Source organism: Desulfuribacillus stibiiarsenatis (assembly GCF_001742305.1).
GTDB classification, from domain to species: domain Bacteria; phylum Bacillota; class Bacilli; order Desulfuribacillales; family Desulfuribacillaceae; genus Desulfuribacillus_A; species Desulfuribacillus_A stibiiarsenatis.
The window spans coordinates 69,316-95,284 of record NZ_MJAT01000037.1 but is presented as its reverse complement, the minus strand read 5'-3'; the positions used below and the strand labels follow the sequence as shown (position 1 = coordinate 95,284).

General features: G+C 38.5%; 27 protein-coding genes, 1 other RNA gene and 2 pseudogenes. 1 reads left to right on the top strand and 29 read right to left on the bottom strand.

The features are described from left to right. Positions 1–33: 33 nt before the first annotated feature. Positions 34–1,728, bottom strand: coding sequence for a methyl-accepting chemotaxis protein (locus tag BHU72_RS12885; protein ID WP_069703030.1), 1,695 nt, complete (start codon positions 1,726–1,728; stop codon positions 34–36). A 79-nt stretch (positions 1,729–1,807) separates the two neighbouring features. Then, on the bottom strand, positions 1,808–2,860 hold the full coding sequence (gene mltG / locus BHU72_RS12880; RefSeq protein WP_083248471.1) for an endolytic transglycosylase MltG: 1,053 nt from the start codon (positions 2,858–2,860) through the stop codon (positions 1,808–1,810). Between the two features lie 315 nt (positions 2,861–3,175). Here mltG and BHU72_RS12875 point away from each other — a divergent pair. Further along, positions 3,176–3,868, top strand: a pseudogene (locus BHU72_RS12875) (IS1634 family transposase); the annotation flags it as partial. An 18-nt stretch (positions 3,869–3,886) separates the two neighbouring features. On the opposite strand, the pseudogene BHU72_RS16650 reads toward BHU72_RS12875, so the two are convergent. The 27 genes and pseudogenes from BHU72_RS16650 to mbhE all read right to left on the bottom strand — a co-directional run. Beyond that, positions 3,887–4,130: pseudogene (locus BHU72_RS16650) on the bottom strand (IS1634 family transposase); the annotation flags it as partial. 16 nt (positions 4,131–4,146) lie between these two features. Then, a complete protein-coding gene (locus BHU72_RS12870) occupies positions 4,147–4,992 on the bottom strand; it encodes a copper amine oxidase N-terminal domain-containing protein (RefSeq protein WP_083248470.1) in 846 nt (281 codons plus the stop codon). A gap of 461 nt (positions 4,993–5,453) precedes the next feature. After that, positions 5,454–5,786: a hypothetical protein gene (locus BHU72_RS15945; RefSeq protein WP_069703028.1), complete on the bottom strand. Its 333-nt coding sequence runs from the start codon at positions 5,784–5,786 to the stop codon at positions 5,454–5,456. Positions 5,787–5,957: 171 nt separating this feature from the next. After that, on the bottom strand, positions 5,958–6,533 hold the full coding sequence (locus BHU72_RS12855) for a hypothetical protein (protein WP_176720486.1): 576 nt from the start codon (positions 6,531–6,533) through the stop codon (positions 5,958–5,960). Positions 6,534–6,845: 312 nt separating this feature from the next. After that, entirely contained in the window at positions 6,846–7,163 is a 318-nt protein-coding gene (locus BHU72_RS12850) for a DUF1292 domain-containing protein (RefSeq protein WP_069703025.1), read from the bottom strand. Between the two features lie 11 nt (positions 7,164–7,174). Then, positions 7,175–7,591 (bottom strand): Holliday junction resolvase RuvX, encoded by a 417-nt coding sequence (gene ruvX / locus BHU72_RS12845; protein WP_069703024.1) that lies wholly within the window; start codon positions 7,589–7,591, stop codon positions 7,175–7,177. A gap of 47 nt (positions 7,592–7,638) precedes the next feature. After that, entirely contained in the window at positions 7,639–8,547 is a 909-nt protein-coding gene (locus tag BHU72_RS12840; RefSeq protein ID WP_301553539.1) for an aldo/keto reductase, read from the bottom strand. Positions 8,548–8,593: 46 nt separating this feature from the next. Beyond that, positions 8,594–8,881: an IreB family regulatory phosphoprotein gene (locus tag BHU72_RS12835; RefSeq protein WP_069703022.1), complete on the bottom strand. Its 288-nt coding sequence runs from the start codon at positions 8,879–8,881 to the stop codon at positions 8,594–8,596. A 246-nt stretch (positions 8,882–9,127) separates the two neighbouring features. After that, the gene (gene alaS / locus BHU72_RS12830; protein ID WP_069703021.1) at positions 9,128–11,755 is read right to left on the bottom strand and encodes an alanine--tRNA ligase; all 2,628 of its coding nucleotides are present in this window, start codon (positions 11,753–11,755) and stop codon (positions 9,128–9,130) included. 136 nt (positions 11,756–11,891) lie between these two features. Further along, positions 11,892–12,866, bottom strand: a complete 975-nt coding sequence (locus BHU72_RS12825) for an AI-2E family transporter (RefSeq protein ID WP_176720485.1) — start codon at positions 12,864–12,866, stop codon at positions 11,892–11,894. A 157-nt stretch (positions 12,867–13,023) separates the two neighbouring features. Next, positions 13,024–13,197, bottom strand: a complete 174-nt coding sequence (locus tag BHU72_RS15940; protein ID WP_176720484.1) for a YrzR-like zinc ribbon domain — start codon at positions 13,195–13,197, stop codon at positions 13,024–13,026. After that, on the bottom strand, positions 13,198–13,782 hold the full coding sequence (locus BHU72_RS12820; protein WP_069703019.1) for a PRC-barrel domain-containing protein: 585 nt from the start codon (positions 13,780–13,782) through the stop codon (positions 13,198–13,200). 63 nt (positions 13,783–13,845) lie between these two features. Next, the gene (locus tag BHU72_RS12815; protein ID WP_069703018.1) at positions 13,846–14,235 is read right to left on the bottom strand and encodes a hypothetical protein; all 390 of its coding nucleotides are present in this window, start codon (positions 14,233–14,235) and stop codon (positions 13,846–13,848) included. A gap of 121 nt (positions 14,236–14,356) precedes the next feature. After that, positions 14,357–15,460 carry a tRNA 2-thiouridine(34) synthase MnmA gene (gene mnmA / locus BHU72_RS12810; protein WP_069703017.1) on the bottom strand — a complete coding sequence of 368 codons (1,104 nt, stop codon included), beginning with the start codon at positions 15,458–15,460 and terminating at the stop codon, positions 14,357–14,359. Further along, positions 15,457–16,608: a cysteine desulfurase family protein gene (locus tag BHU72_RS12805; RefSeq protein WP_069703016.1), complete on the bottom strand. Its 1,152-nt coding sequence runs from the start codon at positions 16,606–16,608 to the stop codon at positions 15,457–15,459. The genes mnmA and BHU72_RS12805 overlap by 4 nt, the downstream gene beginning before the upstream one ends. A gap of 52 nt (positions 16,609–16,660) precedes the next feature. Then, on the bottom strand, positions 16,661–17,104 hold the full coding sequence (gene cymR, locus BHU72_RS12800) for a cysteine metabolism transcriptional regulator CymR (RefSeq protein ID WP_069703015.1): 444 nt from the start codon (positions 17,102–17,104) through the stop codon (positions 16,661–16,663). Then, positions 17,088–17,732 carry a YczE/YyaS/YitT family protein gene (locus BHU72_RS12795; protein WP_069703014.1) on the bottom strand — a complete coding sequence of 215 codons (645 nt, stop codon included), beginning with the start codon at positions 17,730–17,732 and terminating at the stop codon, positions 17,088–17,090. The genes cymR and BHU72_RS12795 overlap by 17 nt, the downstream gene beginning before the upstream one ends. A gap of 8 nt (positions 17,733–17,740) precedes the next feature. Beyond that, positions 17,741–19,063, bottom strand: coding sequence for an AAA family ATPase (locus tag BHU72_RS12790; RefSeq protein ID WP_245671909.1), 1,323 nt, complete (start codon positions 19,061–19,063; stop codon positions 17,741–17,743). Between the two features lie 14 nt (positions 19,064–19,077). Further along, positions 19,078–19,836, bottom strand: coding sequence for a tRNA threonylcarbamoyladenosine dehydratase (locus BHU72_RS12785; RefSeq protein ID WP_069703013.1), 759 nt, complete (start codon positions 19,834–19,836; stop codon positions 19,078–19,080). Between the two features lie 68 nt (positions 19,837–19,904). Further along, a non-coding RNA gene (gene ssrS, locus BHU72_RS12780) (6S RNA) lies at positions 19,905–20,077 on the bottom strand. A 75-nt stretch (positions 20,078–20,152) separates the two neighbouring features. Next, entirely contained in the window at positions 20,153–20,539 is a 387-nt protein-coding gene (mnhG, locus tag BHU72_RS12775; RefSeq protein WP_083248468.1) for a monovalent cation/H(+) antiporter subunit G, read from the bottom strand. After that, complete coding sequence (locus BHU72_RS12770) at positions 20,520–20,801, bottom strand: Na(+)/H(+) antiporter subunit F1 (RefSeq protein WP_083248467.1); 282 nt, start codon at positions 20,799–20,801, stop codon at positions 20,520–20,522. The genes mnhG and BHU72_RS12770 overlap by 20 nt, the downstream gene beginning before the upstream one ends. Continuing rightward, positions 20,798–21,277 carry a Na+/H+ antiporter subunit E gene (locus BHU72_RS12765; RefSeq protein WP_069703010.1) on the bottom strand — a complete coding sequence of 160 codons (480 nt, stop codon included), beginning with the start codon at positions 21,275–21,277 and terminating at the stop codon, positions 20,798–20,800. Before BHU72_RS12765 ends, BHU72_RS12770 begins: the two co-directional genes overlap by 4 nt. A 1-nt stretch (position 21,278) precedes the next feature. After that, complete coding sequence (locus tag BHU72_RS12760) at positions 21,279–22,778, bottom strand: Na+/H+ antiporter subunit D (protein WP_069703009.1); 1,500 nt, start codon at positions 22,776–22,778, stop codon at positions 21,279–21,281. Further along, on the bottom strand, positions 22,771–23,109 hold the full coding sequence (locus BHU72_RS12755; RefSeq protein ID WP_069703008.1) for a Na(+)/H(+) antiporter subunit C: 339 nt from the start codon (positions 23,107–23,109) through the stop codon (positions 22,771–22,773). Before BHU72_RS12755 ends, BHU72_RS12760 begins: the two co-directional genes overlap by 8 nt. Position 23,110: 1 nt before the next feature. Further along, positions 23,111–23,530: an MnhB domain-containing protein gene (locus BHU72_RS12750; protein WP_069703007.1), complete on the bottom strand. Its 420-nt coding sequence runs from the start codon at positions 23,528–23,530 to the stop codon at positions 23,111–23,113. Further along, positions 23,520–25,943: a hydrogen gas-evolving membrane-bound hydrogenase subunit E gene (mbhE, locus tag BHU72_RS12745; protein WP_301553537.1), complete on the bottom strand. Its 2,424-nt coding sequence runs from the start codon at positions 25,941–25,943 to the stop codon at positions 23,520–23,522. Before mbhE ends, BHU72_RS12750 begins: the two co-directional genes overlap by 11 nt. Positions 25,944–25,969 lie beyond the last annotated feature (26 nt).

The following is a 25,969-nucleotide window of genomic DNA, read 5'->3' as shown; positions in this document are numbered from 1 at the left end:
AATGAGCCTCTTTATGACCCATTACTGCTTATACTAGCAATTAAAACAATCGACTTGGTTTTTCAAATCTTCTGTAGTCTTTCTCATTTGACTAACCGTAGCGCTGATTTCTTGTAATGTTGCACTTTGTTCTTCTGACATAGAAGCCATGCTTTCTGTACCTATGGCCGTTTGTCTAGCAATTTCGTTAATCTCATCAACCTTGTAGACTAAATCCTTCGTAACATTTTGAATATTGAGTACGGAATCGCTAATTTCTTTAATCTTCAGACTCACATCATTGGAAGAGTTTCTTAAGTCTTCGAAGAAATTACCTGCTTCCCGAACACTTGCCACTCCACTCTCGATACTATGTACGTTTCCTTCCACTTCTTTTACTGCCTTTTCTACTTCGTTCTGTATATCTTGAATCAAGCCACCAATTTGGCCTGTCGCTTGGGATGATTGTTCTGCTAATTTACGTACCTCATCGGCAACAACTGCAAAGCCACGTCCATGTTCACCTGCGCGCGCTGCTTCAATACTCGCGTTTAATGCTAAAAGATTCGTTTGTTCCGCAATATTAGAAATCAAACCAATAATATTGCCGATTTGTCCGGAACGTTCACTTAAATTCTTCATAATCATTGCTGTGTCATGACTCTTCTTGTTGATTTGCTCCATTTGTGTGATTGAACCAGCAATTTTCCCTTTTCCGTCATCTGCCATCTTTACCGACTGATTCGAACTATTGAATGCTTCTGTTGCGTTATCTGCAATTTTTGTAATACGTTCGTTAATATTCGTTACGATTCTCACCGTATCTTCCGTAGCATTCGATTGCATACCTGCACCATTCGATATTTCATCAACTGTAGCAGCGATACTTTCGCTAGCAGTTGCTTGTTCGCTAGAAGCAATATCTAAATCAGTAGCCGATTCAAGGACTAACGTAGCGCTGTCCCTTACTTCATTGATCAATGTTCCGATTTTCTCTGCCATGGAGTTATATGCTGTAGCTAATTCACCAATCTCATCTTTTCTGTTCATTTGGATGCGATGGCTAAAATTACGGTTCGCCGCTAAAGAGATTCCTTCAGCTATCTTCTGAATCGCCTTTGCAAAGTTATTTGCGACAAAAATCGCTTGAAGAATAGAGATTACAATTGCACCAAGGGCAATATATATCATCCCTTTTTGTGTTGTCCAAACCATGTTTGATACGAATTCTTTGGATGTACCTACATACCAAATTCCGATAATATCTCCTGCTTTGTTACGAATTGGCTCGTAAGCTGTCTGATAGATGTGCCCTACTACATCTGCTTCTCCTACGTACGTTTCTCCACGTTTAAGAACTGCATTTCCTACTGTTTCAGAGATTTGTGTACCTACCGCACGTTTTCCTTCCTTGGTGATTACGTTTGTAGTGATTCTCGTATCGCCTAAAAAAATTGTTACTGTATTGCCAGTAAGTTGCCCAATGTAATCAACGATTTCGAAATGCTCATTCATTAATATGTTACCTTTATACAGTTGCTCCCCACGAACCTCCCAGTCACCTGGGTAAGTAGCTTCGATAATCGCTCTACCTGTTGCTAAATCAGACTTTGCCTTGATTTGCGCAGCACTTTCGCCGCTTTCTTTTAGTATAAACTGTAAGAATCCCATAACAATTGCCATGTTCACAACAACAACTAGAATAATCGCAATAATCATTTTTCCCCGTAAGCCTGAAAATACTTGCATAGCCTCATCTCCTCGTTAATTTATATATAAGTGAAATGAATTGCTTGAAATACAATACTTACTAATTTTAAAGCATTGCTTACCAAGAACCCCTACTCTGAGCATCGTTCTTCAAATGTTCCGAAAGGGTCTTCGAGAAGTGATGTTCATTAGATCCGTCTTTCTTAGTAACAAAAAAGAAATAGTCATGTTGTTCTGGTAGGACAGCAGCTCGGATAGAGGCCCTCCCAGGACTTGCGATTGGTGCTGGTGGTAATCCCTCATGTTTATACGTGTTAAAAGGACTATCAATTTCAAGATCAGCAAATGTAATCCGTGCTTTTTGTTTCCCCAATGCATATTGGACAGTCGCACAAGACTCTAATTTCCATGATGGGCTTGTTCTCAAGCGGTTATAAAACACACCTGCGATCTTAGCACGTTCTTTATCCACCATCGCTTCACGTTCGACAATAGAAGCCATAATCATTGTCTCGTACAGGGAAATTCCCTTTTCCTGTAATTCTGTTTTCCAGTCTTGAATAAATTCTTTTTCAAACTGGCTTAACATACGTTCTATGATCTGTCTTTCTGTAGATCCTTGTACCATTTCATAGGTCTCAGGGAATAAAAAGCCTTCTAAATTGTATTTCGAGGGTGTATCTGTTGGTATCTCCGATATAAACCAATAGTTGTAATCTAAAGCATCTGCTGCTTCCAAAAATTTCTCTTCATTAACGAATCCCTCAGCGGCTAATTTAGCTGCCGTTTGTTCTACTGTATAACCTTCAGGTATGGTGAATCGGATGGTATTACGGACTACTTCACCAGAGCTTAAAGAGCGTAAAATCTCGTCAACAGTGCTCCCCTGTTGTAAACGGTAATCGCCTGCTATGAATTGAATTCCGCTGTGTTTCCATTTGATATAATAAATAAAATAGTTTGCATTTTTAATTAGTCCATTTTCGTGGAGTATAGCTGCCGTTTTCATTATACTGGTTCCTTTAGGAATCGTAAGCTCTACAATTGCACTTCCTTCAACGGGTTTAATCTCGTCTAAAAAATGTTGATATGCAATGTAACTTCCTATTCCTAACACAAGTATTAAAGTTGCGAGAGCTATCATGATATATTTTATGATTGTTTGATTCATTGAAAATCTCCGATTTCTTCGTAAATTTCAGCTATATTAGCATATATTTATTCCATTTTATCATGAATACTTTATGAATATCCATTAAAATAATATATTTTTTATCCTATTAGAGAAAAAAGCTATACATTCTCTGAGACGCAAAAATAGACGCTGTAAAAGCGCCTCTTTTTATTGTACTATTGTTCGTCTTCTTCTGCTAATTTATCGTATTCTGCAGCTACTTTATCCCACTCTGCATCATCTTCGATTTCTTGTCGGATATTTGACTGTTACATAAATGTCCAAATCATTGCAAGTCTTGAAAACAGGGCTTTGCTATACGGCAAGATTCTATTCCCCTCTACAAAGCTTGCTACCCATCAATTATCTTCAAAGCTTATGGAACAACCCGATTTCGAAATTCAACATGTCTATCGAGCCCTTGAAGTAATTGCTAAGGAAACTGATTTTATTCAATCGGAGTTGTACAAAAAATAGCCTCAATGTATCCAAAAGAAATAGCGGTATTCTCTATTTCGACTGTACGAATTATTTTTTTGAAATTGAACAAGAGGACGGTCTAAAGCAATACAGTTATTCTAAGGAACATGGTCCGAATCCGATTGTCCAGATGGGACTTTTCATGGATGGTGATGGTATTTCCCTTGCGATTTCCATCAACAAAGGAAATACCAATGAGCAGACTACATTAAAACCTTTAGAACAAAAAATACTATCGGATTTCAAGTTATCAAAGCTCATTGTTTGTACGGACTCGGGACTAGCATCTACGGATAACAGAAAGTTTAATGATAAAGGGGACCGAGCTTTTATCACGACCCAGTCGATCAAAAAATTAAAGAATAAAGGAATGGGCCCTATCACCAGATGGTTGGAGGCTTAGTTGGAGATAAGAAGAGCTATGACATTTCTAAGATTGATGAGCAAGTGTATGCTGATCATATGTTTTATAAGGGGCGTTGGGTAAAAGAGGATGATTTCGAACAGAAGCTGATTGTCACCTGGATTCCCGCCAACACATAACTATGTCGGTGGAATAATCCCCAAAGCTTCATAGATTTGTTTTTGCTTTGATAGCACTTCGCTCATGGCCAAGGTTCTCATAGCATTCTATGATATCAAGCTTATCCAGGAGGGTTTGAACCGTATAATCACGGAATAACCCAGATTCCTGCATATGCTTTTTGATGTAAGATATATAAATCAGTGCTACAAAGGCAACAAAGAGTTTCCCATCTTAGCTTTTCTCAGAAGACACCAGTGCTTTAATGACTAGGCAGGGGCTATTTAACGCTTAATTCTATAACAATATCACCCGTGTAAAAATCTAAGCAGTAATAACACTTCGTTTCACCCTTTTCTGCAATAACAAACCAATAGATTTGATTTTTTTCATAAGGAGCAATATATATTTTACTAATACTCTCTCTATCAATTTCTTTGTTTTTCAATACAGAAAAAACTATCTCTTGGGAAATACCATCCTTAAGTATAGTCGAACCTGTTACGGTAATGTCATCGGTATACTTATCTTTGACTAACCAAACAGCTTTTTCATTATCTACTTCATCGTTTCCTATAACCATCGTATTATAACTTCCAAACTCATTAAAACGAATATAAGTGTATTGTATTTCTTTTATATGATTTAATAGTCGTTGTTCCAAAACATACTGTTCTGCTTCCTCATATGCAGGGCCTATAGAAGGACCAATAATTGGGTCATAAAGCTTATAGTAATTGTCTCCTGCAATCGATTGTTCTAACCCTGCTAAGTCCTCATCCGATATAATAGTAACTACCTTGTTGTTATCGTCCCAAGTGACACTTGCCCCAAGAGCTTCCGCCACAAAACGAAGAGATACCAATGTACGTCCGTTGATAATAATCGGTGGTTGTTCCATAAAAAATACTTGCCTGTTTTCGTTGTAAGCTGTCGTGGAATTGATTGTTAATGTTACTTTTTTCTCCCCTTTTGTAATAATCACATATGGTTCTTGCCACTCTACGGTGGTTCCAAGAGACTCAGCTATGGCACGTATAGGAACTAGGATTCTATCATTGACAATAATAGGTTCTTGATCAAAACTAACTTGGCTCCCATTTACAACAACTCTAATGTTTGCCATATTATAGCTTTGATCCTCCTTAGCGGACCAGGCTATAGATGGTGTTAATAAAAAAATTAGAGTAAGCAATAATATTCTCAAATTAGTTTACTCCTTTCTTTAAAACGAATTAATGCCAACAATTAGGCTTACCCCGTGCAAAATAGAAATAGTTAATGGCTTTAATCCTGTAATATCTTATGCTTATTATACTGGCCGATACACTTCCGCTGGTTGCACCATCTACTTCCCGTATAATTATTATTCAACAATAAAAAACTAACAGACTTTTTTTAAGAAAGCAAGTGTATCCTTCCTAGAAGACAACGTAAAGCATCCTCTCAAGAACTTTAAATTATGCTCTACAAGCTCATCCATTCAGAAAGAATACACTTAAATCATTTTAATTAATTTTCATTAACGAGGAGAGAACTGGTCAAAATATATACCTGCGTAATTACGACCATAGGCTATAAATACTGTCATTGGCGTACTTGACCAATTATCATGAACTTCCATATACTGGTGATCGTTAGAAGAACCGTTATAGAAAAATTCTGTCCAACCGACACCCGTGACAGAATGGTCACCAAAAAACGTTTGATTCGCAAAGGATATAACATTTGGTCGTTGTTTATACCCGACTTATATCCACTCCATGTTGGGGGATCAATCCAAAATGCCATTGCAGTGCTAACACCCCTTTGACGAGCAAAGGTCTCCATGCCAGATGCGATATTGTTAACAGGTGTTCTCCCGTTGCTATCCGTACCCATAGCATTACGTAATTGCAGTAATAGCTGTTCGTCGGTCAATCCTTTGTTAGTTGCGAATATCCACGTGAACTCCAGTACTTCATAATATTGGCGGCGGAGGTCGGAGAACAACCAGACGGGCCAGTCCATAGCGAACTATATATCTGGTTCAGATCAAGTACTCCACCGATAATTTTAAAGCTTTCTACTCCGATCTCGAAACCGAGATCATCATTTACCCCCATCGTTTGGGCTTCCAATATCGCCAACAACAAGATCGATATCCCTCCAAAGCTTACGGGCATTGTTGTTAATGCTACGCTTGGGATTAGGCTTGTTCTTACCCTTTGAAAGAGAAATAGTTTCTACAGAGCTAATAATATCTGCCGACCCGTCTGGAAAATCGCGTTTCAAGCCAAAATGTGCTGGACCCAATGTAACCACTTTTTCAAATACAGGCGATCTACTATTGTTCTTCTGTCTCAGTTCTGCGATTTCCGATGGAGCCAATGCTGAACCTTCGCGTGCGAAGCTGAGAATGGGATACTCATCCTTTAATGCACTTACCTCAATAAAACCGGCTGCTTGTCCGTCAACCGTTAAATTAAATAAGTAACTATACAGGGAATCTGATGTGTCATATGCCTCAATCGGTTCCTGAATTTTGAGTGTTTTGTTATGCCATGGTGACTCCTCATTTGCTTTCATATCCATAACAATTTGGAAAATTGCAGCTTTTTTAGCCTCCAATAATGTAACAGTGTTGTTTGAGCCACCATTACTTGCAAAAGACATGTTTGAGAACAAAACAAATACAAATAGAAACATGGATTTATTATCAATATAGAGATAAGTGAAAACGTAAGGAATATGGGGGACCGTTCACATGTTGCAAATCTTTTAAACAGAATATATTTACCAAATGGGCAGGCTATCTTTTGTTGGTGATTGACTTTTTAGCTCAAATAAAAGAAAGTGAATGTCTGAATATTCCGACATTGTTTCAGTTATTTTTTATGTAACGCTAGTGATTATTAGAGAAAAAAGGTATACATTCACAGAAACGAAAAAAAAAGACGCTGTATAAGCGCCTTTTTCTTTATTGTATTATTCTTCGTATTATTCTTCGTCTTCTTCTGCTAATTTATCGTATTCTGCAGCTACTTTATCCCATTCTGCATCATCTTCGATTTCTTGTAATACATCATTACCTTCTTCATCTTGATTGATTCTTAAGATGATTGCTTCTTCTTCAAAATCTTCTCCATCTTCACCTTCAGGAATTTCTAAAGGTAGTAAAACCGCATAATTCGTGTTATCTACTTCAAGAATAGTTAACAACTCAAATTCATGCTCGTTACCATCTTCATCTGTTAATACTACTGTTGATTCTTCACACTCGTGGTCATGCTCATAATCATGTTCACAATTTGACATTAAAATCACCTCTATTTTCCTTGTTGAGTATCTAAGTACCCTTGTAATATAATCACGGCTGCGAGCTTATCAATCACTTGCTTGCGCTTTTTCCGACTTACGTCAGCTTCAAGTAAAGTTCTTTCAGCAGCAACCGTAGATAACCTTTCATCCCAATAAGCCACATCGATATGATACGTCTGCTCGAGAAGCTGTCCAAACTCGCGGACTATTTCCCCTCGTGGGCCGATGGTTCCATTCATGTTCTTAGGAAAGCCTAAGACAATCTTTACAACATTATACTCTTTTATGAGTTCATTTATTCGATTGAGGTCACTTTCCAGCTTTCTTCGTTGGATCGTCTCAATCCCTTGGGCTGTCCATTTCATCTCATCACTAACAGCGACTCCAATAGTCTTGTCCCCAAGGTCTAATCCCATAACCCTCATAAGTTAGTATACTCCTCATTGTTTCATCTAAAACATAGTATGTACTCTTACACAACTTTAATGAAAAAACCTGGACATACCGATCCACAGTATCCACAAAGTCTACATTTGCTGTGATCCACCACCACTTGATCGTTCACAATCATCAGGGCATTAGCAGTGCATCGCTGCACACACTTTCCACACCCTTCACACCATTCTTCAATCCATAGTTTTCTGGGTTGTGCTTGCACCTTAGCGGCTAATTCAGGATTTATTGGAGCTTGTTGAAAACAAGTAACGTTAAAAAGAAGCTCTTCATAACTCTGTACTCCAATAGCAATCGTATCAAGTGTATCACAACTCAGAGCAAAATCAAGTGCTTGACGTGCATTTCCTAACAAATGACCTCCAGCTAGTGCCTTCATCCCGATGATACCAATACCCTTGCTATGTGCTCCGGAGATTGCCTTCGTCATCTCATCCAATGTGCCATCGATAATCCCTATCCCCTTTTGATTGTATATTGGCATAATACAATCAACCCCTTCAAGGTTTGTCGCACACCGAACCGCCTCAATCGAATGACAAGATATGCCAACGGCATGAATGATTTTCTGTTGTTTTGCTTCTAACAGGTATTCGTAAGCCTCCATGTGACCACGAATTGTAAGCTCAGTCTCCTGTTCATGCATAAGAAATACATCTACATGGTCTGTATCCATTTCCGAGATTGCGCGCTCTATGCTTTGTTTCATCATTTCCTTAGTATAAGCATAGGACTTACTAATAATAAGCGGCTTATGTTCCTTAGGAATCATGGAAATTGCTTTTTTTATATATGGATACGTCTGGTATAGCTCAGCAGTATCAAGGATATTCACACCTAACTTTACTGCCTCAACTATTAATTCCGCGCCTTTATCAATGGATAATTGTTTTTGTAGTGGTCCCATAGTTAAAGTGCCGAGACACATTCTCGACACTTTCAACTGGTTGGATCCTATATAACGATATTGCATTTTATTTATCCTTTTTGTGCTGCTGAAGATAGGAGGTAACTAGTTCCTCAATTAAATCATCCCGTTCAATCTTTCGAATGAGGTTCCGCGCGTTATTATGTCTTGGTATATAAGCTGGATCTCCAGACAAAATATATCCTACAATTTGGTTAATTGGATGATATCCCTTTTCTTTCAATGCTTCATAAACCGTCAAAACCACTTCGCGGGGTTGTAGTTCTTTATCATCTACCTTTACATCAAACTTCATTGTATGATCCATGGATGAATTATCAAAGTTGGAACTCATTACCCTCACCTCTTATTTCAGTATGATATAAACAAAACTTGGCATACACCAAGTCCTTCTGACGAAGGTGAATGCCTTAGTTGCCATTACTTATAGTCAGAATTTTTATAAATTCTGACTATGTAAACAAAACTTGGCATTCGTCAAGCCTCTGGCGTAGAGAATGCCTGAGTTGCGCTTATACTATCTACATTAAAAATATATAAATTCTGATAGTATAAATCGTACGATTAATTCTAGTATGCCTTATTTAATCTGACCTAAAACAACCTCAGAAACTTTCTCAATTGCTGCACTTAATTTCGACGGGTCCTTACCACCTGCCTGAGCCATATCTGGACGTCCACCGCCACCGCCACCACAGATCGTAGCAATTTCCTTAATTAGGTTTCCAGCATGAACTCCTTTTGCGATAAAGTCTTTCGTCACATAGGCAACTAAGCTTACCTTATCTTGTTTCGTACTACCAAGAAGAATGACGCCGGAAGTAACCTTTTGCTTAAGCTCATCGACTACAATACGAAGCTCATCCATATCTACATTTTCAATAACTTGTGCTAAAATCGGTACTCCATTCACATCCTGAATCTGGTCAATTAGCCCACTAGCTTCATAGTGACTGAGTTTACCTTTGAGTGACTCATTTTCCTTTTGCGCGCTTCTAAGTTCATCTAACACTTGGGATACGCGTTTTGGCATATCATCGACTTTGGTCTTTAATTGATTTGCAATATCTTCCATCATTGTATACTTTTCATCAAAGAAAGAAAAGGCTTTCTTACTAGTAAAGGCTTCAATTCTTCGGATACCAGCGCCAATTCCATACTCACTCGCAATCTTAAATAGTCCGATTTCTGCCGTATTATCCACATGGCATCCACCACATAACTCCATGCTATAATCTCCTACAGAAACGACTCTCACTTCGTTTCCATATTTTTCACCAAATAGTGCTGTTGCACCCTTCTGTTTCGCAGTTTCGATATCAGTAATTTGGCAATTTACTTGCGTACTTTCCCAAATTTGCTCATTAACGATACGTTCAATGCGACGCAGTTCTTCTTGCGTAACAGCAGATAAATGTGAGAAGTCAAAACGCAGACGATCACTAGACACTTGAGATCCCGCTTGATTTACATGGTCCCCAAGGACTTCCTTTAGTGCCTTATGCAATATGTGAGTTGCTGTATGGTTTTTAATAATTTGCTTGCGGTGTTCACCATCTACTGTTGCTACAACGGATTCATTCAATTGAATTGTACCCTGCTCAATGAAAACCTTATGAACATGCTGTCCATTGGGGCCTTTTTGAACGTCAACCACTTTACCTACTCCGTCTTTTCCTTTAATATACCCAACATCTGCTGCTTGTCCACCACTCTCCGCATAGAACGGTGTGCGATCAAGTATGATTTGACATTCCTGATCTACAGAAGCGAAATTTGTTTTCTCACGATTGATAAATAAGCCCAACACAGAGCTATCCGTGTTTAGATTACTATAACCAACAAATTCACTAGCTTCCTTAAACTCTGCTAAATCTCCACCTTGAACATTCATGCTATTCTCGTCTTGACGAGCATTACGAGCACGTTCCCGTTGTTCCTGCATGTACGTCTCGAAGCCTTCTTTATCAACAGTGAAGCCATTTTCTTCCGCTAGGTCCTCTGTTAAGTCAACTGGAAAACCGTAAGTATCATATAGCTTAAAGGCATCTTGTCCACCGATTACAGATACGCCTTTTGTTTTAAAGTCGTCGATCATGTTCTGAAGAATCACTAGTCCATCATTTAAGGTCTCGCGGAAACGATCCTCTTCCGTACGAATTACTTTCTGCACAAAATCTAGCTTTGTTTTTATTTCCGGATAATAATCTTCCATGATGTCAGCCACAACTGGCGCTAACTTATATAAAAACGCCTCTTGGAATCCAAGCACTTTACCGAAACGGACTGCCCTACGTAATAAGCGACGGATTACATAACCGCGACCTTCATTACTTGGTAATACACCCTCAGAAACGGCAAATGTAACAGTACGTGCATGGTCAGCAATTACATTAAAGGCAATATCGAATTCCCTTTGGACTTTGTATTGTTTATTAGCTAGCATTGCCGCATGGTCTATAATTGGACGTAATAAGTCCGTCTCATAGTTCGTATCTACTTGCTGTAATACAGAAGCCATACGCTCAAGACCCATACCAGTATCAATGTTCTTTTTCGGTAGTGGCGTATAACTGCCGTCTTTATTATGATTATATTGGCTAAATACGAGGTTCCATATTTCTAAATATCGTTCACAGTCACATCCAGCTTTGCATTCTGGATCTCCGCAAGAAAAACTTTCCCCGCGGTCAAAGAAAATCTCTGAATTCGGTCCGCAAGGTCCCTCTCCAATATCCCAGAAATTGTCTGTTAGGCGGATAATTCTTTCCTTCGGAACCCCTAACTCCTGATGCCAAATGTCAAATGCTTCTTCGTCCTCAGGATGAATTGTCACTGATAATCGTTCAATATCAAGTTCCATTTCTTTGGTTAGGAATTCCCATGCCCAATGAATCGATTCTCTTTTGAAATAATCGCCAATAGAAAAGTTTCCAAGCATCTCAAAAAACGTATGGTGCCTAGCAGTACGCCCAACGTTCTCTATATCATTTGTACGAATTGATTTTTGAGAATTTGCAATTCGTGGATTTTCAGGTATTTCACGTCCATCAAAATATTTCTTTAATGGTGCCATCCCACAGTTAATCCATAGTAATGTTGGATCATCAATTGGAACTAGTGGTGCGCTTGGCACAATTTCATGACCTTTAGAAGCAAAAAATTCGAGATACCTCTTTCGAACTTCTTTTGCTTTCAGTGACTTCACAAAAACCCCTCCAAAAATTATTAAGTATTAGATAGATATAATAAAAAACCCTCATCCATTCAAAGGGACGAGAGGATGGTAAATATGTGTATTAGGCTACTGTTTATTATATCTAGCCATCGAAGTAGTGTCAATATCACTCTTTCTTTTGCATATAGTAACTCACTACATGTTGAGTGACTACCTTTCCTACTGCTAGAATCGGTACCGCGAATATAAGTCCAAACAAGCCAGCAATTTGCCCACCTAACAAGAGCACAAAAATAATACTCAAAGGATGAAGATGAAGTTTTTTGCCGATGATTTGCGGTGAAATCACGTTTCCTTCCAACTGTTGAACAATAATATTGACGACTAACACTTTAATAATCATGACAGGGGACACGGTGGCTGCGATAAAAAGCGCGGGTGCTGCACCAATGATAGGTCCTAGATATGGAATAATATTAGTAATGGCAACTAACAGTGCTAATAACAGAGGGTACTTAATATCAATAATCCTATATCCAATGTAACTTAAGACACCAACCACAACACAAACTGTAATTTGTCCTCGTACGTAATTCCCTAAAGCCTCATCGATATTTCGAAATAACTTAAGCATTTCTCGACGATATTTCTTAGGAAATAATGTGATGATAAAATTCTCAAGCACTTGAAGATCTTTAAGCATATAGAAAACAACAAATGGTACTACGATAAAAGCCATAATCTTAGGCAAACTATTTCCAAGATACGATAGAAAATTCGAAATAGATTCCGTAATACCCTCTTCTACTCTGTATAGTGAAGCTTCTATTCCAAATTGAACGCTTTCAGGGAAGATATCGCGATTTTGGTAGTATGTATTGATGCCGTTTTCTAGACTCTTCATTAATTCTGGAACTTGTTCAGCAAATTCCTTTAATTGCACGATAAAATCTGGAATGTATTGTATGAATAACAAGACAATCCCTAAAATACTCACGATATAAATAAAAAGCACTGCTGTCAAACGCGAGAATCCCTTTTGATGTAAGATATTTACTAGGGGATTTAAAAGGTATGCAATGATGATTGATACAATGAACGGTAAAAATGCCCCCTTTATAATAGAAAAAATTGCTGACAATACTGGTCGCAGTTGCTGTAATAGCAGGAGTACTATAAGAATAAGAGACAGGTATATTAGAATCTGTAAACTCCGCTTACTAAACCACCCAGGATACAATGGGGGATCACCCTCTTTTTACTCTATTTTGTACTATTCTATGCATGTACTATGCGAATCATTGCTCTATTTTTTCTAACGCAGTGAGCTGGCCTTCTTCATCAATATCGTATAATGTAATCACATTATTTCTAACGCTATACTCGAAGAAGCAGTTCCAACAATAAAACTGATTCGTGCCAATCTTACCAACATCTTTGCTATAGCAGAATGGACAATTCACATGCTCCATTTAATGAGCCTCCTTATGATCACTCCAATCTTCAATTTCAAATTCTGAAGAACGGGGTACTATTATGACGTCTTTTCCTAGGGTTATGTGTACAGGTTTTGGTAAATATTTTCTACCTTCTGTAATGTCTGCCACTATTCCCTCAGATAGTTCGTACCCTACAATTGTCCCCACTTCTTCATCAAAGTAAACATCTTCCACCAGACCCAATTCGTTCCCGTTCGTAGTGACCACTCTTATACCTTTTAATTTCTCACCGTTATATAAACCACGGATGTGATGTTCATGATCTTTTCTAGCAACAGCATGTTCATCTTGTTGTTCCATTTCCCGTCCCGCTTGTTGTTCAGCGTCATCCATGGGATGAATAATATCCTCTGCATACACAGTAACAGCATCTTCCCCAATCGCTTTTACATCTTGTAATCGTATATATTTTCCATGACTGAATAAGGATTTAGGCTCAAGCATAAACCCCAATACAGATGTTTGTGGATCACATGCTATATCACGTATAATACCGATTTGTTCCCCAGTACGGATACATAAAACCGATAGGCCTATAATATCTGCAGCTCTTTTCATAAAAAAAAAGCCTCCTTTTTCGAAAAATACTCAAAATTTAGTATTTCCCAAAAAAGTCGGCTTTTATATGTCTTCATGTTCTGTTTTACAATATACGTATCGATTATGGTACACTTTAGCTGCTAGAAGCAGTATCACACAGACTATACTAATTAACAGATCTATACTATTTTCGTAAGTAATTAGCTTTCTAGCGATGGCAAGAATTAAGATATCGATAACAAAATACGCATTTTTCTTAATAATTAAGATTGCCATTTCCACACCGATTGCTAGTAGAAGAATCTCAGATAGAATCAACTTATAATGATCAATCAGAAGTTGATTCTGAAAATCATGCCACAGGGTAACTGCTATTTCTTTACTTGTTAATAGCACTGTAACAATCAGTAAAACGACAATTGCAATTTCGATAAATTTAAAGGTTTGCTTAGTATACTTGTTTATGACCAATTCGATTCTTCTCCCATTTTCTCTCTATTTTGTGTGTAAAATTATATGCTACACTCTGTCATTACTGTACCGCATATAATCGAAATAAACAAGACTAATTTCGTCTAGTATATTATTCCCATTACACGCGAATACGTTCAGTGATTACTCCACCACCTAGCACTAGGTTGTTAGCATCATAGAATACAACCGCTTGACCTGGTGTCACGGCTCTTTCTGGTTGATCGAAGAGTATTTTCACTCGATCATGATTCTCTAGAATCATCGTGCCTAAAGCAGGTTTGGCAGCTGACCGAATTTTAATATGTACAGATAATGATTCTCCCACTAGTAATCCAGGAATTGCAACCCAGTTGAGTTCTTCGGCATATAATCCTTTGTCTAACACTTCCTCATTACGACCGATGATCACAATGTGTTTCTTCGGGTCGATATCTACCACGTATGCTGGATATCCTAATGCTAATCCTAATCCCTTACGCTGCCCTATGGTATAGTATGGAATTCCTTTATGCTTGCCGAGGATATTTCCCTTCGTGTCATAAAAGTGACCCTGTTTGATTGGGGTCGTTGATCTTTTTTCTATAAACGACTTATAATCATCATTCGGTATGAAACATATTTCCTGGCTATCCGGTTTATTATGCACGCGTAAACCAAAGTCCTTAGCCATTTCACGAATTTCAGTCTTACGATAACCCCCTAATGGAAAAAGGGTATGCTTAAGCTGCTCTTGCGTAAGATTATACAACACATACGATTGGTCCTTTTTTTCGTCTACTGCTTTTTCTAAGACAAATCGACCGCGAGTATCATCATACCATCGCTTTACATAATGTCCCGTAGCCAAATATTGCGCCCCTAAATCAAGGGCTTTTTTCAACAATAAATCGTATTTCATATGTACATTACAAGCAATGCAAGGATTTGGCGTTCTACCACGTTCATATTCTTTCTGAAAATATTCAATAACTAGCTTATCAAATTCCACTTTATAATTGACGGCAAAGAAGGGAATGTCTAAGCTTTCACAAACTCTACGAGCATCATTGACTGAATCCAGAGAGCAGCAACCACCCACAAGATTTGCCTCTTCTAGTGGATCATCAGGAGAGTACAATCTCATAGTGATTCCAATCACTTCATATCCTTGATTTTTCAATAGTACTGCTGTTACAGAGCTATCTACTCCACCACTCATGGCAACTACTACTTTTTCTTTCATAACTTCACTTTCCTTTGCAAGTTCATAACTTGTTTGCTAATTTCTAAAGCCGCTGTTTTCACTTCTTCTATGGTATTCATGACACTAAAACTGAAACGAAGGGCTCCCTTTATTCTTTCATCCGATAGGTTCATCGCTTTTAATACATGGGAAGGCTCTAAGGAACCAGAAGTACACGCAGATCCATGGGAACATGCGATTCCAGTTAAATCTAAAGAAATCATCAGTGTTTCAGCGTCTATCCCCAGAAAACTGATATTTAGTATGGATGGTAAACTCTGGCCTTGACCATTGATTATCCATGTGCCGACTGGAATCTCATTCTGAATGATATCCAGAAACGCCTGTTTCAAAGTAAAAAGCGTTTGTTGTTTTTCTTGCAATTGATTGCTTGTGACTTCACTTGCCTTAGCAAATCCGAGAATGGCTGCTACATTTTCTGTTCCTGCACGCCTTCCTCGTTCTTGTTTGCCCCCGTGAATATACGGGTGCCAGGGCAACCCTCTACGCAAATATAGAAATCCAATCCCTTTTGGTCCGTGGATTTTGTGGGCCGAGGTGCTCATCATATCTACCATTAGCTCTTGTACATTGATATCACATTGGCCATATGCTTGTACCATATCACAATGAAAAAGGATTTTATTCTGTTTACAAATGGATGCGATTTCTTGAATCGGTTGTATAGCCCCCATTTCATTATTCGCATACATAATGGAAATGAGAATAGTGTCTTTGCGAACAGCAGAACGAATCCGTTGTACATCAACCACTCCATCCCCACTGACTGGTATATATGTAACATCCCAACCTAAGCTCTCTAAGTATTGGCAAGTATGTAGTACCGCATGATGCTCAATGGTAGAAGTGATTAGATGTTTCCCATGTTGTTGATTCGCAAAGGCCGCTCCCATGATTGCACTATTAATACTTTCCGTACCACTACCAGTAAAGATAATTTCACTTGCATTAGCATGTATTGATAAGGCGATTTGTTCCCTAGCATCTTCGACTGCATTTCTCGATTTACGTCCTAGAGCGTGCACACTCGAAGGATTCCCATATTCATTACTATGAATATGGGCAATCATCACTTGCTTAACTTCAGGGAATAAAGGAGTGGTTGCCGCATTATCTAGATATATCATCGTTTCACCTTCAATTGAAATATTGAACCATTACGAGCAATCATTATCGAATCTAAATATAGAACATGTAGCAATCTTGCTTACCTGCGTTCTCTTCTGCTAAATCCGCTAAAGTAGTCGAGTCTAGAACTTCTGCAATGCTATCACGAAGTCTAGTCCAGAGGTTCTTTTTGACACATGTGTCAAATTTATCGCAGCTAGCAGCATTCGTTTCCGCTACACATTCTACTGGACCTATAGGCCCCTCTAATACTCGAATGACATCGCCAGCTGTAATATTTGTAGGTTCTTTTGTTAAAACGTAACCGCCATAAGCCCCACGTACACTTCGAACAAGTCCAGCATTTCTTAAGGGAGCGATTAACTGTTCTAAATAATGATCCGATAAATCATGTCTTTCTGCAATTGTCTTTAAAGATACAGGTCCTTCACCATAATTGATCGCTAAGTCAATCATCAATGTCAAACCGTATCTTCCTTTAGTTGATAACTTCATGAGCTTGCCCCTCTCCTAAATATTTACCTATATGACTTTCACAAAAGACTAAGCTAAAACCTAACACTGGACCAATCGTAAACGAAATAATAACGGTTCCTATCCCTATTGGACCACCTAAGATCAATCCAACAATAAGGGCTGATATTTCCATCACAGTTTTAATTCTACTAACTGGCCAACCTCTCACACTATGTAATACGAGTACTAAACCATCCCTTGGCCCAGCTCCTAAATGGCTGGATATATATAACCCTGCTCCAAAACCAAATAGAAGAATTCCTATAATTAAAACAATAAATTGTTGTAGATACCCTATTGGTAATACTATCAGAGGATACATTAGAAAAAAATCAACAAACAGACCAACAAAAATCATATTGAGTATTGTACCGATTTGCGGTAGACGCTTAATCATATAACTGACAATAAAGATAATAAGAATTCCAGTCATCTGAACGACCATTCCTACAGTTAATGGGGTTACTTTCGCTACTCCAATGTGGAATACATCCCACGGTGAGACTCCTAAATTAGCTATAATGGTTAACACGATTCCGTAACTCATGATTGCAATTCCTAAGAAAAACACAAGCCAACTACAGACTAACCTCTTTAAAAATATCATATCATTGTTCACTTCTTTTTGCTTAAGTTTTGTATAAACTCTTGAATCATTGATTCGTATCCATTGCTTGTAGGGTGATAGTATTTTTTTCCCTTCATAGCGTCAGGCAAATAGCTTTGTTCTACATAGTTCTGGTCATATTCATGTGGGTACAAATAACCTTCACCGTGCCCCAATCGTTCTGCTCCCTTATAGCTTGCATCTCGTAAATGAATCGGCACTAAATCATATCCTAATTTCCTAACATCACTTAACGCCTGATTAATGGCTTTGTAGGCAGCATTACTTTTAGGGGCTGTTGCAAGATATGTGACTGCTTGTGCAAGGGGGATTCTCCCCTCGGGCATTCCCATCATCTCATACGCTTGGAAGGCGGCAATTGCAACCTGAAGTGCTTGTGGGTCGGCATTCCCTATATCTTCAGATGCAAGAATCACCATACGTCTCGCTATGAATTTAGGGTTCTCACCAGCATCTATCATTCTAGCAAGCCAATACACAGCCGCATTAGGATCAGATCCCCGCACCGATTTAATGAAAGCTGAAATAGTATCGTAATGCTGGTCCCCCTGTTTATCGTAACGTACAGCACGTCGTTGAATCGATTCTTCCGCAATATTCATAGTAATATGTATAGTTCCTTGCTCATTCACTGGAGTAGTAGATACAGCTAACTCTAGAGCATTTAAAAGTCTCCGGGCATCACCATCGGCGTAATGCGCAATATGATTGCGCGCATCTTCATCTAAAATGATAGATAATTTCCCATAACCTCGGACTGAATCTTCAATTGCCATACGCAAAATATTATATAAATCCTCTATCGTTAATTCCTTGAGTGAAAATATCATTGACCGAGATAATAACGCTGCATTCACTTCGAAAAAAGGATTTTCCGTAGTAGCTCCAATTAAAATGAGCAGCCCACTCTCAACATATGGTAGTAAAGCATCCTGTTGAGATTTATTAAAATGATGAATCTCATCAATAAAAAGTAGTGTGCGTTGTTGAAATAAAACCTTTCTTTCTTTTGCTTGCTCAACAATTTCCCTTATTTCCTTCACGCCACCCATAACAGCATGTAGTTTTGCAAAATGGGATTTCGTATGATTGGCAATGATTTCGGCTAAAGTCGTCTTACCTGTACCTGGTGGTCCATAGAAAATCAATGAGCTAATGCGATCCGCTTCTATGGCCCTTCGCAGTAATGTCCCTTCACCTATGATATGTTCTTGACCTATAAACTCTACTAGCGTTCGTGGGCGTAACCTTGATGCTAATGGAGCGAATGAATCCGATTCCGTTGGATTACTATATGAAAATAAATCCAATATCGCTCCCCCCATTACTCTTTGCTAAGTAAATCGGTTATGACTGTACCACCTAAGATTAATCCTACCACGGAAGGTATATATGAGATACTTCCAGGAATCTGTCTTTTCACCGTACAAGTCCGTGAAGCTGTTGGCGGACATACACATCCAGTTGCACAAGATTCTTCACTTTCTTTAGGTTTCAAAGGCTGTTCTTTCGAATAGACAACCTTCACACCTTTTACAATCCCTGCTTTCTTTAATTCCTTACGAATTACCTTTGCCATAGGGCAGACTGAAGTTTTCGATATATCCGCTAAGATAAATCCAGTAGGGTCTAATTTATTACCAGCACCCATAGAAACTATTATCGGTACATCATTCGCCTTACAAGTTTTAATTAGTGACAGTTTTGATGAAATCGTATCGATCGCATCAATTATGTAATCTGGCTTCAATGAGAAGACTTGATCCGCAGTTTCCTCGTTATAGAACATTTTTAATGTTGTAACTTTAAGCTTCGGATTGATTTGGAGAACTCTTTCCTTCATTACCTCTACTTTTTCTTTACCAATCGTACTTTGCAGAGCATGAATCTGTCTATTAATGTTCGTTAAACATATATCATCGTCATCAACTAGGATTAAGTGGCCAACACCTGATCTTGCAAGCGCTTCCACAGCGTATGAACCAACACCTCCTACACCGATAACAGCTACTGTAGATTTTTGTAGCAGTGCCAGACCGTCTTTACCAATCAATAGTTCTGTACGCGAAAAACGGTGTAACATTTGCGCACCTCCATAGAAAATAGATTCATTCCATATCATAGCAAATTACTCGAATTTAGGCAAAAAAAAAGAGCCCCGCTCTGCCGTGCTCCTAGGTTTTGAACCTGCCTACAGCAGGTGGGTGTTCTGCTAAACACTTCTGGAATCCCTCAAGGGGCTACCCATCCATGAATAGACGCAAACTCCCGAAATTGAAGTGTTGGATCAAAACGCGTCGGTATCACTTGCATTGTAGGGCTCTTTTGTTATTTTTATATTAACATACTATCAGAGATAGAATCAAGTGCAATAAAGGTGCTAATGTGCCCAATTATTACTAGTCCTCTGATTGACAAGCTTCACCTTGTGCCGCTTTAGGATAACGACCCTCTAGCTCATCAAGACAAGTTCCTTCAAATTTCTTCTCACCTGCAATGTATGCAGCTCGAGTTAGCATATGTGCCCCTACTGGCGCTGTAACAAAGATAAAAATAATTGTTAATATATGCTTACCAGCAAACACACCCGTAGATTCTCCATGGTTCTCGAAGACTAGGAAATACATTAAAGAGGCTAATAGCAATCCAATAATTCCTAAAGTGGCTGCCTTCGTAGGTGCATGTAACCTTGTATATACATCAGGTAAGCGAGCTACACCAATCGATCCAACAAGGATAAAAAACACACCAAACAGGATCAAGAAACTAATTACGATTTCTGTCAACAAGCCCACCCCCAACGATAAACTTTGACATTGATATGGTACCTAGAAATGCAAGAATCGCGATAATGAGCGGCACATCTAGATATACTTGAGTGTCCTGATACATAGAAAACATAATCACCATTGCCACTAAATTAATCCCAATTGTATCTAAAGCTAATACGCGGTCTGCAACACATGGGCCAACCACCAAGCGATACACACAAAACATCATGGAGATCGCAATCACTATCATAGCAAATATAATTACTACATCGATCATGATTTCGCCACCTCCAGGATGCGTTTTTCAAATAAGTTCTTAATATCCTCAATCGTTTTCTCACATTCAGGTAAATGTATGGCATGTACATACAATGTACTATTATCGTCTGAAACATCTACAGAAATAGTACCTGGTGTCAAACATATCAATCCTGCCAAAACAGTAATTTGCACTTCATGCTTAATTTCCAGAGGGTAAGCGAAGAACCCTGGTTTAATCTCTAGCTTCGGTGACAGTACCATTTTCGCCATAGTGAAATTCGCGATTAGTACTTCTCGGAGAAAAATTAATGTTAAATCTATAATCGCCCATACTCTATATAAATATAGTCTCTTGATAAACATCCTACGGAATGGAATCAATACGAGCATCCCAATAATCCAACCAATGATAAATCTTGTTGCTGTTACTTCATCTTGAAGTAGAGTCCATACAATTGCAACGATAAAATTCATTAGTATTTGATATCCCATATTAATTCCCTCCTAATACAGCGTGGATGTAAATATGTGGATTCATTAAATCCTCTGCAATCATCATCGATAAGCTATAAAACCATTCTGCGTTAAACCCTATGATGACAGCTATTGCTGTTAAATATAATACTGGTAGAACCATTGGAGTGATATTTAATTTCTTTTGTTGTTCATTAAGACTATTGTTGCCCCAGAACACATTCTGGAAGATCTTAACACCCGCATATAGCGTAAGAACACTTACGATAACAACTACAAATGCTACTGAATAACGTCCCTCTAACATACCTGCTTGCAGAATAGCGAATTTAGGAAAGAATCCACTTAATGGTGGAACTCCAACTACTGCGAGCATTGCAACGAAAAATCCCCAACCTAATGCAGGGTATGAACGAATCACTCCGCTCATCTTTCGTAAATCAGTTGTCCCAGTAATATGTTTCGTAACTCCACTATATAGGAAGAGAGCAGCCTTAATGATAATATCATGGATCATATAGAATATAGCACCAGCTATAGCCAGAGTTGTAAACATCCCTAAGCCAATTACCATATACCCGATATGACTGACTACGAAGAAAGGTAAGATTTTTTTGAAATCCCAGGAAGACACAGCCCCAGTAATCCCAATAATCAAAGATAGTGATCCTAAGAAGAATAATAGGTTATGCGTGATCTCCGGGTGATGGTTGAAGATTAAAGTAAACACTCGGAATAAAGCATACACCCCAACCTTTGTCATAAGACCAGCAAAGAAAGCTGCAATAGCATGTGGCGGCCCACTATAGGCATTTGGTAACCAGAAGAACAATGGGAAAACAGCCGCTTTCATGGCAAACACAATAAGAAACATAATCGCAATTACCGAAAGAATTCCTTGTTGTTCAACTTCCGCCACACGTAAAGAGATATCCGCCATATTCAGTGATCCTATCGTTGCATAAAGATAAGATACACTAACTAAGAATAACGTGGATGACAGCATATTCAATACAACGTACTTAAAGCCTTCGCGCAATTGAAAAATTGTCCCTCCATGAGTCACTAGGATAAATGAAGAGAGTAGCATAATCTCGAAAAACACGAACAAGTTAAATATATCTCCCGTTAAGAACGATCCGACAATACCTACAAGTAAAAAAAACATCAATGGGTAATAGTAGAAACTTTCGCGATCATGATCTTTCATCGCAAAAGAATACGCCATTACTGCAGACATAACCACAAATGCTAAAACGACCAATGTTGATGAAAGCAGGTCAGCAACTAAAACGATTCCAAATGGTGCTGCCCAGTTACCAGCAGTAAATACATAGATTCCACTATTCATAACCTTCGTAAAGACATAGATCGATACAGCTAAACCAAAAACCGTAGAGATACCTGCTATTACTTTCTGAATATCTGTTCTCTTTTGGAAGAACAACAACAGAATAGCTGTAAAAAACGGTATGATAATTGGTAATAATGCTAAGTTAGTAAATATTATTTTACTCATCTTCCACTCCCCTAAGCTTATCAAGATCATCCGTTCCAGCTTCCTGATATGTTCGATACGCTAGAACTAAGATAAATGAACTCATACCAAACCCAATTACAATAGCTGTCAGGATTAAAGCATGGGGAATCGGATCAGTATAAACGGATATCGAATCTAACAATATTGGGGCACTTCCTGTCTTAAGGCCACCCATTGTAAGTAACAGCACTAAAGCAGCATTACTAGCTAACATCGTTCCAAATACAACCCGCAATAGACTACGATCTAAAAGCAAATATACTCCACAACCGAACAGGACACCAGCAACTATCGACATAATAATTTCCATATCAATCTTCTCCTATCGTTTGTACTAGTATTAATGCTCCACCGATCACGACAAGATAAACACCTGTGTCAAAAAATAACGTTGTACCTATATACGTCTTACCTAAAATAGGGAGAGACACTTTCCACATCGTATGCGTTAAAAATGGAAGGCCTTTAAATACCATAATCACGCCACTCACAGCTGCAATAGCGAGACCCCATATCGTCATCGCCTGGAAGTTAATTGGTACAATTCGTCGAAACTCTTCAGCCCCAAACGTTACGAATAATAATACAAAAGCCGCGGCAGTCATAAGTCCACCGATGAAACCGCCACCCGGCTCATTATGGCCTTTTAACATAATGTATATCGAAAGTGCAAATATAAAATATACTAATCCTCTGGAGACGGTTTTTAAAATCAAATCATTAGTTTTCATGATTCGTTGCCTCCTTACGATTCCCGTTTTTACGATACTTAATTAAAGTTACAACCCCTAATGCTGCCAAAGACCATACAGCAATTTCGCCAAATGTATCAAATCCTCTAAAATCTACAAGTATAACGTTTACCACGTTAGATCCGTGTGCTAACGGATACGAGTTCTCAAGATACCACTGGGCAATGGAAGCCTCAAACAAGCGTGTATTATGTGCAGAAATCGCTAAAATCGTAACGATCAGTCCTGATGCACTAGCTATAATAGCATTCGTAGCGTTGATCGGACCTTTTCTACCACTTTGGCATATTCTTTGTTTCGGTAAATGATAGAGTACTAGCAGAAACAACACGACGATAACTGTTTCTACAATTAATTGCGTAAGTGCCAAGTCTGGAGCACGGAAGAAAACAAACATCAGTGACATCGAGTATCCAGTAAGTCCTAAAGCTATGACTGCAGCTTTTCTACTTCCAGTGAATACAACCGTTAATGTACCAATCACCATAAACGATGCTACTAAAAACTCATAAATCGTGATGATTGAATACGCTTCAAGTTTAAGATTGATTCCACCAGCTTGAGAAATGCCCCAGCCTATCATTAGCAAGATGCCAACCATTATGAAGGCAACATAATCGCGTAATAAACCAGTTAACTGACGACCCATAATTGCGTTGGAAAGTCTTTCAACTCCTACAATACTTTGATCATACCAATCATCTAAATCTACTGGAGTAGTGATTCTCTCTTGGAACTTCTTTAATTGCTCTAAGTTTCTATATAAGAAATAACCTACGCCTACAACAATAAGACTCATAACAATCGGTAAATTAAATCCATGCCAATGGGATACATGTACATCCACTGTAGTTCCTAAAACTGCACTTGCAGCTGGAGCTACAATTGTCATGTCAACAAGTCCTGGAAATATACCAATGACCACCACTAAGCTCACTAAAATTACAGGAGATAATAGCAAGCCAATACCCGCCTCTTTTACTTCTCCATGATGCCCATGATGATCATCATGATGTCCATCGGATTCATGATCTACCTTAGATTCACCATCACCAGTCTTTAGTTCTCCAAAGAAAACCTTATGGAAAATAATAAATGAGTAAATCAAAGTAAATATACTAGCTGCTACGGCTAATATAGGGAAAATAGGTGCTACAACATCTATAAATCCAAAGCCCAAATCTTTCAGCATTAAGCTTGATTCGAAAAACATTTCTTTACTTAAAAAACCATTAAATGGTGGTATCCCCGCCATTGATAACGAGCCGATTAATGTAACTGCAAAAGAAATTGGCATTAGCTTCTTTAGACCACTCAAATAACGAATATCACGAGTACCCGTTTGATGATCAATGATACCAATCATCATAAACAAGCTGCCTTTAAAAGTCGCGTGATTCAATAAGTGGAACATCCCAGCTATTATCGCCGCTTCAATACTAAAACCAAGCATCGTAACGACCATACCTAACTGACTCACAGTAGAGAACGCCAAAATACGTTTTAAATCTGTGGCTTTTACAGCTAAATATGAGCCTAGAGCCATTGTCGTTATACCAAATCCTGCTACTAGTAAGAACCAAAGAGGCGTTCCTGCGAGTATAAGACTTAATTTCGCTAGAAGGAATATTCCTGCTTTCACCATTGTCGCTGAATGGAGGTATGCACTAACAGGTGTTGGCGCTTCCATAGCATTTGGTAACCAAATATGGAAAGGTACTTGGGCAGATTTCGTGAACGCACCAATTAAAAACGTTAGTAATATTGGAATGTACAATGCATGAGATTTAACCATATCTCCCATGGCGGACATTTCACGTATATCAAAAGTACCCGTTACTACATAAAGTAAAGCGATTCCCACAAGCATGATAAATCCGCCCGTTACCGTAAACAAGCTTGATTGCATCGCTGCTCGTCGTGATTCTTGTCGATGATGCCAAAAACCAATGAGTAGAAATGAGGAGAAACTGGTTAGCTCCCAAAATACATAGAGTAGCAAAATATTATTAGAAGTTACTACTCCTAGCATAGCACCCATAAAAAGCAGGATGTACACATAGAAACTTGGTCGTTTATCTTCTCCGTGTAAATAGAAAATTGAATACAATACAACGAGTGATCCAATACCTGTAATCAATAAGGTAAATAGTACACTAAGCCCATCTAAGTATAGGTCAAAACTTATACCCATGGATGGTACCCACTCCCATATCTCATGGAACGGCTTTCCAGCACTGATTTGTGGTAGCTTACTAAAGAAGTAACTCACGAGCACAATCGGAACTGGTAGCGCTAACCAACCAGGATGGATCCCTTTTGTGTAACGAGCAACCATAGGTAATATGAAAGCTACTACAAAAGGTAATAAAACCGCAACTTGTAACGACAAAAGCTACACCTCCCAAATAGAATAAT

What these genes read in the sequence shown, in the direction of transcription:
- BHU72_RS12885 (WP_069703030.1), bottom strand. Translation starts at nt 1,728, where the DNA reads ATGCAAGTATTTTCAGGCTTACGGGGAAAAATGATTATTGCGATTATT.
- mltG (WP_083248471.1), bottom strand. Translation starts at nt 2,860, where the DNA reads ATGAATCAAACAATCATAAAATATATCATGATAGCTCTCGCAACTTTA.
- BHU72_RS12870 (WP_083248470.1), bottom strand. Translation starts at nt 4,992, where the DNA reads ATGGCAAACATTAGAGTTGTTGTAAATGGGAGCCAAGTTAGTTTTGAT.
- BHU72_RS12850 (WP_069703025.1), bottom strand. Translation starts at nt 7,163, where the DNA reads ATGTCAAATTGTGAACATGATTATGAGCATGACCACGAGTGTGAAGAA.
- ruvX (WP_069703024.1), bottom strand. Translation starts at nt 7,591, where the DNA reads ATGAGGGTTATGGGATTAGACCTTGGGGACAAGACTATTGGAGTCGCT.
- BHU72_RS12840 (WP_301553539.1), bottom strand. Translation starts at nt 8,547, where the DNA reads ATGTGTCTCGGCACTTTAACTATGGGACCACTACAAAAACAATTATCC.
- BHU72_RS12835 (WP_069703022.1), bottom strand. Translation starts at nt 8,881, where the DNA reads ATGAGTTCCAACTTTGATAATTCATCCATGGATCATACAATGAAGTTT.
- BHU72_RS15940 (WP_176720484.1), bottom strand. Translation starts at nt 13,197, where the DNA reads ATGGAGCATGTGAATTGTCCATTCTGCTATAGCAAAGATGTTGGTAAG.
- BHU72_RS12820 (WP_069703019.1), bottom strand. Translation starts at nt 13,782, where the DNA reads ATGAAAAGAGCTGCAGATATTATAGGCCTATCGGTTTTATGTATCCGT.
- mnmA (WP_069703017.1), bottom strand. Translation starts at nt 15,460, where the DNA reads ATGAAAGAAAAAGTAGTAGTTGCCATGAGTGGTGGAGTAGATAGCTCT.
- BHU72_RS12805 (WP_069703016.1), bottom strand. Translation starts at nt 16,608, where the DNA reads ATGATATATCTAGATAATGCGGCAACCACTCCTTTATTCCCTGAAGTT.
- cymR (WP_069703015.1), bottom strand. Translation starts at nt 17,104, where the DNA reads ATGAAGTTATCAACTAAAGGAAGATACGGTTTGACATTGATGATTGAC.
- BHU72_RS12795 (WP_069703014.1), bottom strand. Translation starts at nt 17,732, where the DNA reads ATGATATTTTTAAAGAGGTTAGTCTGTAGTTGGCTTGTGTTTTTCTTA.
- BHU72_RS12785 (WP_069703013.1), bottom strand. Translation starts at nt 19,836, where the DNA reads ATGTTACACCGTTTTTCGCGTACAGAACTATTGATTGGTAAAGACGGT.
- BHU72_RS12770 (WP_083248467.1), bottom strand. Translation starts at nt 20,801, where the DNA reads ATGATCGATGTAGTAATTATATTTGCTATGATAGTGATTGCGATCTCC.
- BHU72_RS12765 (WP_069703010.1), bottom strand. Translation starts at nt 21,277, where the DNA reads ATGGGATATCAAATACTAATGAATTTTATCGTTGCAATTGTATGGACT.
- BHU72_RS12760 (WP_069703009.1), bottom strand. Translation starts at nt 22,778, where the DNA reads ATGAGTAAAATAATATTTACTAACTTAGCATTATTACCAATTATCATA.
- BHU72_RS12755 (WP_069703008.1), bottom strand. Translation starts at nt 23,109, where the DNA reads ATGGAAATTATTATGTCGATAGTTGCTGGTGTCCTGTTCGGTTGTGGA.
- BHU72_RS12750 (WP_069703007.1), bottom strand. Translation starts at nt 23,530, where the DNA reads ATGAAAACTAATGATTTGATTTTAAAAACCGTCTCCAGAGGATTAGTA.